This is a genomic window from Burkholderia sp. HMSC10F09, assembly GCF_001806955.1.
Taxonomy (GTDB): domain Bacteria; phylum Pseudomonadota; class Gammaproteobacteria; order Burkholderiales; family Burkholderiaceae; genus Burkholderia; species Burkholderia multivorans.
Genome location: NZ_KV786906.1, coordinates 1 through 10,473 on the forward strand (window position 1 = coordinate 1; position 10,473 = coordinate 10,473).

Sequence of the window (10,473 nt, forward strand, 5' to 3'; positions counted from 1 at the left end):
GCCGCCGTTATGCGGCGGCGCGCGCGTCATGCAAGCCCGGTCCGGTTTTCCGGCCGGGCTTTTTTGTTCGGTGTGGATTTCGGTAGGGCGTGTCGGGGAATGTGTCCAACGTTCGATGCGGCCGCTACGGAAATGTCGCTGGAGGCGAGTGATGCAATTCGCACGCGAACTAACTCCGCGGGCTGATATCTGCCCGTCAATGAAGCATCGTCTCGTCTATCTATTGAATGTCGGACAGCGCCGGCTGCAACGGTGGTCGCAAATGCGTGCGGCCGCGGGCGGCGTCACTGCAGCCCAGGCAGGGCTGCTGTTTTTTCTGGGCGAGCACAACGGCGCGCTCATGAGCGAGGCCGGTGCCGCGCTGGATCTCGGCGCGCCGGGAATGAGCGGTCTTGCCGACCTGACCGAAAAGGCGGGATTGATCGAGCGTCGCGCGGACGAGACGGATGGCCGCGCTTCGCGCCTGTGGCTGACGGAGGCCGGACGTGCCGCGCGCCAGCGATCGAAGCGTCGCACGAAGGACTTGAACGCCAAACTGACCGCCCCTTTGACCGATTTCGAGAAACGGGAAGTGCCGCTTCGGGCGGCAAGCGACGCCCGCCGACACGCGCGAAGCGCTTTCCCCCAACCCCGACCCACCCACCACACGCCCCGCACCCGATCACATCACTGCGCGACCTCGCGCGCGCCGACGCGCTGCGACGCGAGCCACACCGCAACCAGCACGCCGCCAAGCACGCCGCCTGCCGCGCACACGCCGCGCCACCCGTCGAGGCCATACGCGACGCTCGCCGCGAACGACCCGAGCGCGCCGCCGACGAAATAGCTCGTCAGGTAGATCGTCGTCACGCGGCTGCGCGCGTCGCCGGCGAGTGCGTAGATCACGCTCTGATTCGAGATGTGCATGCCCTGGACGCCGACGTCGAGCAACAGAATGCCGGCGATCAGCGCGGCGAGCGAATGCGCACCGGCGGCGATCGGCGCGAACGAGGCGAGCACGGCGGCCGCGAAGAGTCCCGTTGCCGCGTTGCCGTGACCGCGATCGACGAGCCGGCCAGCCGACGTCGCCGCCAGCGCGCCCACCGCGCCGACGATGCCGAACAGGCCGATCCGGCCTTCGCTGTAGCCGTAGGGCGGCTGGCTGAGCAGGAACGTGAGGCCCGTCCACAGCAGGCTGAAGCACGCGAACACGAGCGCGCCGTATGCCGAGCGCAGCGCGATCAGCGGTTGCGCGCGCACGAGCGCGGCAAGCGATTTCATCAGCGCCGGATAGTCGAGTCGCGCGTCGCGGCGATCCTTCGGCAGCTTCACGGCCAGCACGACCGTCAGCGCCAGCACCATCGCAGCGGCGATCGCGTAGACCGCACGCCAGCCGAACCAATCGGCGATCGCGCCCGCGGCGACGCGCGCAAGCAGGATGCCGAGCAGCAGCCCGCTCATCACGGTGCCGACGGCGCGGCCGCGCGTGCGCGCATCGGCGAGCGACGCGGCGAACGGCACGAGCAGCTGCGTCGAGCAGGTGACGAAACCGAGCGCGACGTTCGCGGCGACGAACATCGCAAACTGCGTACTCAACGCGACGCCGACCAGCGCAACGACGTTCAGCGCAAGTAGCCGCACGATCAGCGTGTGGCGGTTCAGCGCGTCGCCGAGCGGCACGATCAGCAGCAGGCTCGCCGCGTAGCCGATCTGCGTCAGCGTGACGAGATAGCCGAGCTCGGCCGGTGCGCGGCCGAAACTGTGCGCGATCGCGGCGAGCAGCGGCTGCGCGTAGTAGATGTTGCCGATGACGATGCCGCACGCGCAGGCGAACAGCAGCGTCATGCCGCGTGTCAGCGGCGGATGGGAATCGGAAGACGGTTTCATGGTCGCAAAAAAAGCGGCGGCCGGCGGCGCTGGCCGTCGGCGGCGCGGGTCAAGGGAACGGCGGAGCCGCTTGCGGCGCAACCGATGCGGCGGCCGGCCACGGAGACCGCAGACCTCGCGCATTCACACACGAAGCGGCCGAGCGCTACACAGCTGCGCCGGGCCGCCCCGGGGCGCGACGGCGAGTGCGTTGCGCGGAGCGGATGTGCGTATGATGCGGAAATCGAGTCATAGCGTCCAAGACTCGATCCTTGTACGATGCATTGGTAAAACCAATACTTGAGCCGCCATGCTGCTTCGTCACATCCGCTATTTCCTGGCCGTCGCCGAGCAGGGCAGTTTCACGCGCGCGGCCGATGCGCTGCATGTGTCGCAGCCGACGCTGTCGCAGCAGATTCGCCAGCTCGAGGAAACGCTCGGCGTGCCGTTGTTCGACCGCTCGGGCCGCACGGTGCGGCTCACCGAATTCGGCGACGTCTACGCGAAGCACGCACGCGCGGCGCTGCACGCGCTCGACGCGGGCGCGCGTGCGCTGCACGATGCGGCCGATCTCGCGACCGGCTCGCTGCGGCTCGCGATGATGCCGACCTTCGCGGCCTATCTGAGCGGCTCGCTCGTCGACGCGTTTCATGCCGCGTATCCGAACGTCGTGCTGACGATCGACGCGATGCCGCAGGCGCGCATGGAGTCGCTGCTCGTCGAAGACCGCCTCGATGCGGGCTTCGCGTTCGTGCCGGCGCGCGCGCCGGAGATCGACGCGCTGCCGCTCTGGGACGAATCGCTCGCGTTCGTGACCGCGCGCACGCATCGGCTCGCGCGCCGTCGCCGCGCGCTCACGCCGGCCGAGCTGAGCGGCGAGCCGCTGGTGTTGCTGAGCCGCGCCTTTGCGACGCGCGAGCGCATCGACCGCTATTTCGTCGAGCATCGCGCGCAGCCGCGGATCGCGATCGAGACGAACACGGTCAGCGCGGTGCTGGAGCTCGTGCGACGCGGACGGCTCGCGACCGTGCTGCCCGACGCGGTCGCGCGCGGCAGCGACGAGCTGTGCGCGCTGCCCGTCGACCCGCCGCTGCCGACGCGCACGGCCGCGCTGCTCACGCGCAAGGGCGCCTATCGCAGCGTCGCGGCGCGCGCATTCATCGAGTGCGCGCTCGCGTATCGCGTGCCGTCGCCGGCGTCGAGGACGTAGACGGCGCTTACGCGCCCGGTGTCGGGAAAAAGATGCCCGCGCGCTGCGCGGCATTCGAGATGTGCGTTTCGATCGCGGTGCCGGCCGCGGCCGCGTCGCGCGCACTCAGCGCATCGACGATCGCGCGATGCTCGTGCCAGGTCGACAGCAGCAGCTCGCGCCGGTAGAACGGCATGCGCTGGCTTTCCTTCATGATGTCCGCGCTGCTGCGCAGGACCGATTCGATCGCCGCATTGCCGGCCAGATGGATGATGCGCATGTGGAACTCGAAGTCGAGCTGCGACGCGTCCTCGAGCGCGTTCTCGGTCAGCGCGACGTGCAGATCGGCGAGATTGTCTTCGAACCACGCGATGTCGTCGTCGCTGACGACGCGCGCGGCCATCCGCGCGGCGAAGCCTTCGAGCGCGTAGCGCATCTGGTACGTGTCGGGCGGCGACGACTGTTCGGCGAACTGCCACGCATGGGCGGTGGTCGCGCGCGCGCTTTCGACATACACGCCCTTGCCGGCGCGAATGCGCAGCATGCCGAGCGCTTCGAGCGTCGACAGCGCCTCGCGCAACGACGCACGACTGATCTCCAGCTCCTCGGAGAGCTGCCGCTGGGCCGGCAGCAGGCTGCCGACCGGATACACGCCTGCCTCGATCCGGTCGCGGATCGTCGCGATGGCGGCGTCGGTCACGGTATGCGGAACGTTTTTCATGAGGTGAACGATGGCCGGTCTGACCGGCATTGTAAACCGCGCCGGCGCCGCGCATCCGCGGCTACGGGAAAGCCACGACACGGCCGGTTTTCCGCGTCGCACCAGTTCGGCTGCGGGGCGGGAAATCCCTATTTTGACGAGCCTTGACGCGACTATATCGGCTTCCTACTATCGACCATAACATCACTGGTCTTACCAGTATGAACAGACGAAACTGCAACCCATCTCGGGAGAGCGCCGTGTCAAAGTTCCTCAATTCGCTGTTTGGTCGAGTCGTGATCGCACTGATCCTCGGGGTCGCGCTCGGCGCGTTCTTCCCGCATTTCGCCGAGTCGCTGAAACCGCTCGGCGACGGTTTTCTGAAGCTCATCAAGATGGTGATCGGGCCGATCGTGTTCTGCGTCGTGGTGAGCGGGATGGCCAATGCGGGCGACCTGAAGAAGGTCGGCCGCGTCGGCCTGAAGGCCGTCGTCTACTTCGAGGTGATGACGACGCTCGCGCTCGGCATCGGGCTCGTCCTCGCCTGGCTCACGCGGCCGGGCGAGGGGATGAACATCAACCTGCACTCGCTCGACGCGTCGTCGCTCGCGTCGTACGCGAAGAACGCAGAGAGCCTGAAGGACACGGCCGGCTTCCTGATGAAGATCATCCCCGACACCGCGATCGACGCATTCGCGAAGGGCGACATCCTGCAGATCCTCGTGTTCGCGGTGCTGTTCGGCTCGGCGCTGTCGCTCCTCGGCGACAAGGCCAAGCGCGTGAACGGGCTGATCGAGGAGCTGTCGCACGTGTTCTTCCGCGTGATCGGCTTCATCATCAAGCTCGCGCCGCTCGGCGTGCTCGGCGCGATCGCGTTTACGACCGGCAAGTACGGCGTCGCATCGCTGAAGCAGCTCGGCTATCTCGTCGCGGTGTTCTACGTGAGCTGCGCGGTGTTCGTCACGGTCGTGCTCGGCATCGTGATGCGGCTCGCCGGCTTCTCGGTGTTCAAGCTGATCCGCTACCTGCGCGAGGAACTGTCGATCGTGCTCGGCACGGCTTCGTCGGACGCGGTGCTGCCGCAGGTGATGCGCAAGCTCGAATACATGGGCGTCAAGGATTCGACCGTCGGCCTCGTGATCCCGACCGGCTATTCGTTCAACCTCGACGGCTTCTCGATCTATCTGACGCTCGCGGTGCTGTTCATCGCGCAGGCGACCAACACGCCGCTGTCGGCGCACGATCTGATCGTGGTCCTGATCGTGTCGATGATCACGTCGAAGGGCGCGCACGGGATTCCGGGCTCGGCGATCGTGATTCTCGCGGCGACGCTGTCCGCGATTCCGGCGATTCCGGTGCTGGGCCTCGTGCTGATCCTGCCGGTCGACTGGTTCGTCGGGATCGCCCGCGCGCTGACGAACCTGATCGGCAACTGCGTCGCGACGGTCGTGGTCGCGGTGTGGGAGAACGACATCGACCGCGCACGTGCGAAGCGCGTGCTGAACCGCGAGCTGCGCTACGTGCCGGCCGAGGAGGACGGCGCGACGCCGGTCGCCGGCGACCAGGCTCACGCGCTCTGAGCGCCGCGCGGCGGTCTGCCCCGGACCGTCCGCGCACGTTGCAACCGGCCGGCGCAGCGATGCGCCGGCATTTCATCAGGACGGCGGGCTACGGAGGCGGGCAAGCGTGACGCGCCCGCCGCACCGGCCTGCTTCGCCAGGCTGGCGCGCGCGGCGACGCGCGACGTGCAGCCGATAATTGGAGACGACATGGCAGCCCCCATTCTCGACCCGAACGCGCCGGCCTTCACGCGGCGCTACATGAATCTCGCCGATCCGCGCCTGGGCGCCGCTGCGCTGTTCGCGAGCGACGAATTCTTCGCGCCGAAGGAGCGCATGCTGAACCCCGAGCCGGCCGTGTTCATCCCCGGCAAGTACGACGATCACGGCAAGTGGATGGACGGCTGGGAGACGCGCCGCAAGCGCACGACCGGTCACGATTTCTGCGTCGTGCGGCTCGCGCGGCCGGGCGTGATCCACGGCGTCGACCTCGATACGAGCCACTTCACCGGCAATTTCCCGCCGGCCGCGTCGATCGACGCCTGCTTCGCGGACGGCGACACGCCGTCGGACGACGCCGAATGGCACACCATCGTGGCCGCGACGACGCTGCAGGGCAACGCGCATCACTACGTCGAGGTCGCCGATGCGCGGCCGTACACGCATCTGCGCGTGAACCTGTATCCGGACGGCGGGCTGGCGCGGCTGCGCGTATACGGGCAGCCGCAGCGCGACTGGAGCCGCGTGCCGGCAGGCGAACCGGTCGATCTGGCCGCGATCGAGAACGGCGCCTATCTGGTCGCCGCGAACAACCAGCACTTCGGTGCCGCCTCGCAGATGCTGATGCCGGGGCGCGGCGCGAACATGGGCGACGGCTGGGAGACGCGGCGCCGCCGCGAGCCCGGCAACGACTGGGCGATCATCGCGCTGGCGCGGCCGGGCATCATCCGGCGCGTCGAAGTCGATACCGCGTTCTTCAAGGGCAACTTCCCGGACCGCTGTTCGCTGCAGGCCGCGCACGTCACGGGCGGCACCGACGATTCGCTGGTCACGCAGGCGATGTTCTGGCCCGAACTGCTGGGCGAGCAGAAGCTGTCGATGGACAGCGTGCACACGTTCGACGATCTCGCGGCGCTCGGCCCCGTCACGCACGTGCGCTTCAACATCTTCCCGGACGGCGGCGTGTCGCGGCTGCGTCTGTGGGGCGAACCGGCCTGACGAGGGAGTGGCGATGAGCAGCTTGCATACTCTGCGCGTCGAGCGTCTGACCCGCGAAGCATTTGCGCCGTTCGGCGACGTGATCGCACTCGAAGGCGCCCGGCATTTCCCGATCAACGGCGGCACGACCGAGCGCTTCCACGATCTCGCGAACATCGACGTCTGCGCGGACGGCGGCCGTCCGCTCGTCAGCGTGTTTCGCGCGCAGCCGCGTGCGCTGCCCGTCGCGCTCACGCTGATGGAGCGCCATCCGCACGGCAGCCAGGCGTTCATTCCGCTGGCGGCGGTGTCGCGCTACGCGGTCGTCGTCGCGCCGGCCGGCGAGTTCCGGCCCGACGCGATGCGCGCGTTCCTCGCGGAAGGCTGGCAGGGCGTCAACTATGCGAAAGGCGTGTGGCACCATCCGCTGCTCGCGCTCGATGCCGTCAGCGACTTCGTGATCGTCGATCGCGGCGGCCCGCAGCCGAACTGCGACGAGATCCCGCTCGACGGCGCCTGGGCGCTCGAATTCGAGCCGGCTTGCGCGGGCGCGCTCTGACGCGCGCGGCGGCCGAACGGCCGCCGGAAAAACAGACGGCCCGGGCGGCGACATGCCGGCCGGGCCGTGTGCGCATCGGCGCTGCTGTCGGTCAGTGCTTGCGGTGCGGGCAGTTTTCGGTGGTGCACGACCCGTACATCGCAAGCGAGTGCTCCTGGAGGCGGAAACCGCGCTCCTTCGCGATCGCCTGCTGGCGGCTTTCGATTTCGGCGTCGAAGAACTCCTCGACGCGCCCGCAGTCGAGGCAGACGAGGTGGTCGTGGTGCGAGCCTTCGTTCAGCTCGAACACGGCCTTGCCCGATTCGAAGTTGCTGCGCGACAGCAGCCCGGCCTGCTCGAACTGCGTGAGCACGCGATAGACGGTGGCGAGCCCGATGTCGAGCTGCTCGTTGAGCAGGTTGCGGTAGACGTCTTCGGCGGTCAGGTGCCGCACGGGGCTCTGCTGGAAGATCTCGAGAATCTTGAGGCGCGGTAGGGTGGCCTTTAGCCCGATATTCTTGAGATCCGTCGGATTGGTCATGGCTAGGCGTCCCTAGAGTACAATGCAGGGCTTCAATGTTACCGGCTTTTCGCCGTTCCAGAAACACGCGCGGCCTGCGACGCGGGCCAGCACGGTGAGGGAAATGATTCCAGAATCTCTTTCGCACTTTCAGAGGAGCCGCATGCGGAGTGCCATCATCGCTGCCGCCGCCGTTGCCGCGCTGGCTGGTTGTTCGTCGTACGACAGCGTGACGCAGCGCATCGCGCAGAGCATCACGCCTTATCGGATCACCGTCGTGCAAGGCAACTTCGTGTCGCAGGAGAAGGCCGCGCAACTGCAGACCGGCATGACGCGCGAGCAGGTCCGCGCGCTGCTCGGCACGCCGCTGCTGACGGACATGTTCCACGCCGACCGCTGGGATTACCTGTTCTACTTCAAGCGCGGCTCGACGTCGGTCGTCCAGCAGCGCGATCTCGTGCTGACGTTCTCGGGCGATCGCCTCGCGAGCTGGACCGGTGCTGAGAATCTGCCGTCCGAGCTCGATCTGCTCGCCGACATCGACGGCGACCGCCGCGGCAAGAAAGCGGCGAAGGACAAGGCGGCCGCCGCCGCGGCCGCGAGCGGCGCGAGTGCGGTCACGACGGCAAGCGCGCCGACGTCGGTCGGCGAGGTCGTCGATCAGGATGCGAACGCGCGGGCGGCGCGCGCGGCTAACCGCGCGACCAATCAGGTCTCCGGCCAGGGCTCCGCTACGCGGCACTTCACGCCGTCCGCGCAGGCATCGGGCGGTGCGCCGGTGCCGGGCGGGCAGCCGCCGGGCGCCGTGCCGGCGATCCAGCCGCAGTTCCAGTTCCATCGGCCGCCGCAGCCGAACGTCTCGAACGAAGCGGCGCCGCCGGTCGGCCCGCAAGGGTCCGACACGCTGCAGAACCAGCCGCTCACCGCACCCGCGCAGTCGCAGTAAGCGGCGCGCGCGTGCAACCGGGGCGGCCCGCGCCGCCTGCCTTTAGACCTGTCGTGTAGAAAGCCATGAAGATTGCGATTGCCGGCGCATCGGGCCGGATGGGCCGGATGCTGATCGAAGCCGTTCTCAACGATGCCGACGCGCAGCTCGTCGGCGCGCTCGACCGCGCCGGCTCGCCGTCGCTCGGTCAGGACGCCGGCGCGTTCCTCGGCAAGGATACCGGCGTCAAGCTGACCGACGACATCGACGCGGTGTTCGCGCAGGCCGACTATCTGATCGACTTCACGCGCCCGGAAGGCACGCTCGCGCACGTCGAGGCCGCGCTGCGCCACGACGTGAAGCTCGTGATCGGCACGACCGGCTTCACGGCCGAGCAGAAGGCCGTGCTCCATGCGGCCGCCGAGAAAGTCGCGATCGTGTTCGCGGCGAACATGAGCGTCGGCGTCAACGTCACGCTGAAGCTGCTCGAATTCGCGGCGAAGCACTTCTCGCACGGCTACGACATCGAAATCATCGAGGCGCACCACCGCCACAAGGTCGACGCGCCGTCGGGCACCGCGCTGATGATGGGCGAAGCGGTCGCCGGCGCACTCGGCCGCTCGCTCGACGACTGCGCGGTGTACGGGCGCCACGGTGTGACGGGCGAGCGCGATCCGTCGACGATCGGCTTCGCGGCCGTGCGCGGCGGCGACATCGTCGGCGATCACACGGTGCTGTTCGCCGGCATCGGCGAGCGGATCGAGATTACCCACAAGTCGTCGAGCCGCGTGTCGTACGCGCAGGGCGCGCTGCGTGCCGTGCGCTTCCTGTCGGCGCGCGATACGGGCCTGTTCGACATGCAGGACGTGCTCGGCCTGCGCTGACGCGACGGGGAACCCCGATGGCCATTCCCACCGGCGTTGTCCACTACCTCGAAAGCGGCGACGCGATCACGCACGCCGTCGCCTACGCGCTGCTGGCGATGTCGATCGCCAGCTGGTGCTTCCTCTTGATGAAGGCATGGCTGCTCGTGCGCGCGAAGCGGCAGGGGCCACGTGCGCTCGCGGCGTTCTGGCGCGCGTCGTCGCTCGAGTCGGGCATCGCCGCGCTGGCCGGTGCCGATCGCGAGCGCGTGTTCGTGCCGCTCGCGGAGGCCGCGCGCGACGCGGCCGACGAACATGAGCCGGCCGCGCTGGCCGCGCGCGTCGAGCGCAGCGAACGCGTGCTGCGCGCGCTGCGTCATGCGATGCTGCGCTCGCAGCGGCGCCTCGAATTCGGTCAGGTGCTGCTCGCGTCGATCGGCAGCACGGCGCCGTTCGTCGGGCTGCTCGGCACCGTATGGGGCATCTACCATGCGCTTGGCAGCATCGCCGCGAGCGGGCAGGCGCAGATCGAGAACGTCGCGGGGCCGGTCGGCGAAGCGCTGATCATGACCGCGTTCGGGCTCGTCGTCGCGATTCCGGCCGTGCTCGCGTACAACATCCTCGGGCGGCTCGTCCGGCAACTCGCCGAGGAACTCGACGGCTTCGCGCGCGATCTGCACGTGTTCGTCTGCGCGCAGCCCGCGTGACGCCCGCTTCCCGGAGGAACGCTCATGGCATTCGGCGGACTCGAGCACCACAAGACGTCCGCGCCGATGGCGGAGATCAACATGACGCCGCTGATCGACGTGATGCTCGTGCTGCTCGTCATCTTCATCATCACCGCGCCGCTGATGACGCACGCGATCCGGCTCGACTTGCCGAAGGTCGCGGCAAGCGTCGCGCGCGACACGCCGCAGTCGGTCACGCTGTCGATCGACGATGCGGGCAAGCTGTACTGGAACGACACGCCGATCGCGCTCGAGGCGCTGCCCGCGCGCTTCCGGCAGGCCGCCGCGAGCGCTGCGCCGCCCGAGCTGCGGCTGCGCGCGTCGCGCGCGACGCGCTACGACGTGATCGCGCAGGTGATGGGCGCCGCGCAGGCCGCGGGCCTCACGCGAATCGGCTTCGTCACCGACA

General features: G+C 68.6%; 11 protein-coding genes and 1 pseudogene. 9 read left to right on the forward strand and 3 right to left on the reverse strand.

The genetic code is table 11. The features are described 5' to 3' along the window. Nucleotides 1–199: 199 nt before the first annotated feature. Nucleotides 200–562: pseudogene (locus HMPREF3115_RS30285) on the forward strand (MarR family winged helix-turn-helix transcriptional regulator); the annotation flags it as partial. 104 nt (nucleotides 563–666) lie between these two features. Here the strand turns inward: HMPREF3115_RS30285 and HMPREF3115_RS25635 are convergent. Further along, entirely contained in the window at nucleotides 667–1,866 is a 1,200-nt protein-coding gene (locus tag HMPREF3115_RS25635; protein ID WP_006414666.1) for an MFS transporter, read from the reverse strand. Nucleotides 1,867–2,155: 289 nt separating this feature from the next. Here HMPREF3115_RS25635 and cynR point away from each other — a divergent pair, with 289 nt between their 5' ends. Next, a complete protein-coding gene (gene cynR, locus HMPREF3115_RS25640; RefSeq protein ID WP_006400354.1) occupies nucleotides 2,156–3,055 on the forward strand; it encodes a transcriptional regulator CynR in 900 nt (299 codons plus the stop codon). 7 nt (nucleotides 3,056–3,062) lie between these two features. On the opposite strand, the gene HMPREF3115_RS25645 is transcribed toward cynR, so the two are convergent. After that, complete coding sequence (locus HMPREF3115_RS25645) at nucleotides 3,063–3,785, reverse strand: FadR/GntR family transcriptional regulator (RefSeq protein WP_006407575.1); 723 nt, start codon at nucleotides 3,783–3,785, stop codon at nucleotides 3,063–3,065. 209 nt (nucleotides 3,786–3,994) lie between these two features. Here HMPREF3115_RS25645 and HMPREF3115_RS25650 point away from each other — a divergent pair, with 209 nt between their 5' ends. The 3 genes from HMPREF3115_RS25650 to HMPREF3115_RS25660 all read left to right on the forward strand — a co-directional run bounded on the left by HMPREF3115_RS25650 (nucleotide 3,995) and on the right by HMPREF3115_RS25660 (nucleotide 7,049). Next, nucleotides 3,995–5,314 carry a C4-dicarboxylate transporter DctA gene (locus HMPREF3115_RS25650; RefSeq protein WP_006400352.1) on the forward strand — a complete coding sequence of 440 codons (1,320 nt, stop codon included), beginning with the start codon at nucleotides 3,995–3,997 and terminating at the stop codon, nucleotides 5,312–5,314. A 189-nt stretch (nucleotides 5,315–5,503) separates the two neighbouring features. Further along, complete coding sequence (alc, locus tag HMPREF3115_RS25655) at nucleotides 5,504–6,511, forward strand: allantoicase (RefSeq protein ID WP_070556642.1); 1,008 nt, start codon at nucleotides 5,504–5,506, stop codon at nucleotides 6,509–6,511. A 13-nt stretch (nucleotides 6,512–6,524) separates the two neighbouring features. Next, on the forward strand, nucleotides 6,525–7,049 hold the full coding sequence (locus HMPREF3115_RS25660) for an ureidoglycolate lyase (protein WP_006407573.1): 525 nt from the start codon (nucleotides 6,525–6,527) through the stop codon (nucleotides 7,047–7,049). Nucleotides 7,050–7,140: 91 nt separating this feature from the next. Here the strand turns inward: HMPREF3115_RS25660 and fur are convergent, their stop codons facing one another. Further along, a complete protein-coding gene (fur, locus tag HMPREF3115_RS25665) occupies nucleotides 7,141–7,569 on the reverse strand; it encodes a ferric iron uptake transcriptional regulator (RefSeq protein ID WP_006400349.1) in 429 nt (142 codons plus the stop codon). A gap of 142 nt (nucleotides 7,570–7,711) precedes the next feature. Here fur and HMPREF3115_RS25670 point away from each other — a divergent pair, with 142 nt between their 5' ends. The 4 genes from HMPREF3115_RS25670 to HMPREF3115_RS25685 form a co-directional block, all read left to right on the forward strand. Next, complete coding sequence (locus HMPREF3115_RS25670) at nucleotides 7,712–8,494, forward strand: outer membrane protein assembly factor BamE (protein ID WP_006400348.1); 783 nt, start codon at nucleotides 7,712–7,714, stop codon at nucleotides 8,492–8,494. A gap of 65 nt (nucleotides 8,495–8,559) precedes the next feature. Then, nucleotides 8,560–9,357 carry a 4-hydroxy-tetrahydrodipicolinate reductase gene (dapB, locus tag HMPREF3115_RS25675; protein ID WP_006407572.1) on the forward strand — a complete coding sequence of 266 codons (798 nt, stop codon included), beginning with the start codon at nucleotides 8,560–8,562 and terminating at the stop codon, nucleotides 9,355–9,357. Nucleotides 9,358–9,374: 17 nt separating this feature from the next. After that, a complete protein-coding gene (locus HMPREF3115_RS25680; RefSeq protein ID WP_070556643.1) occupies nucleotides 9,375–10,043 on the forward strand; it encodes a MotA/TolQ/ExbB proton channel family protein in 669 nt (222 codons plus the stop codon). A 24-nt stretch (nucleotides 10,044–10,067) separates the two neighbouring features. After that, the coding region (locus HMPREF3115_RS25685; protein ID WP_070556645.1) for an ExbD/TolR family protein at nucleotides 10,068–10,473 on the forward strand (406 nt) is incomplete at its 3' end.

Coding starts and splice junctions, on each gene's coding strand:
- HMPREF3115_RS25645 (WP_006407575.1), bottom strand. CDS start 3,785: ATGCCGGTCAGACCGGCCATCGTTCACCTCATGAAAAACGTTCCGCAT.
- HMPREF3115_RS25635 (WP_006414666.1), bottom strand. CDS start 1,866: ATGAAACCGTCTTCCGATTCCCATCCGCCGCTGACACGCGGCATGACG.
- alc (WP_070556642.1), top strand. CDS start 5,504: ATGGCAGCCCCCATTCTCGACCCGAACGCGCCGGCCTTCACGCGGCGC.
- fur (WP_006400349.1), bottom strand. CDS start 7,569: ATGACCAATCCGACGGATCTCAAGAATATCGGGCTAAAGGCCACCCTA.
- dapB (WP_006407572.1), top strand. CDS start 8,560: ATGAAGATTGCGATTGCCGGCGCATCGGGCCGGATGGGCCGGATGCTG.
- cynR (WP_006400354.1), top strand. CDS start 2,156: ATGCTGCTTCGTCACATCCGCTATTTCCTGGCCGTCGCCGAGCAGGGC.
- HMPREF3115_RS25680 (WP_070556643.1), top strand. CDS start 9,375: ATGGCCATTCCCACCGGCGTTGTCCACTACCTCGAAAGCGGCGACGCG.
- HMPREF3115_RS25660 (WP_006407573.1), top strand. CDS start 6,525: ATGAGCAGCTTGCATACTCTGCGCGTCGAGCGTCTGACCCGCGAAGCA.
- HMPREF3115_RS25670 (WP_006400348.1), top strand. CDS start 7,712: ATGCGGAGTGCCATCATCGCTGCCGCCGCCGTTGCCGCGCTGGCTGGT.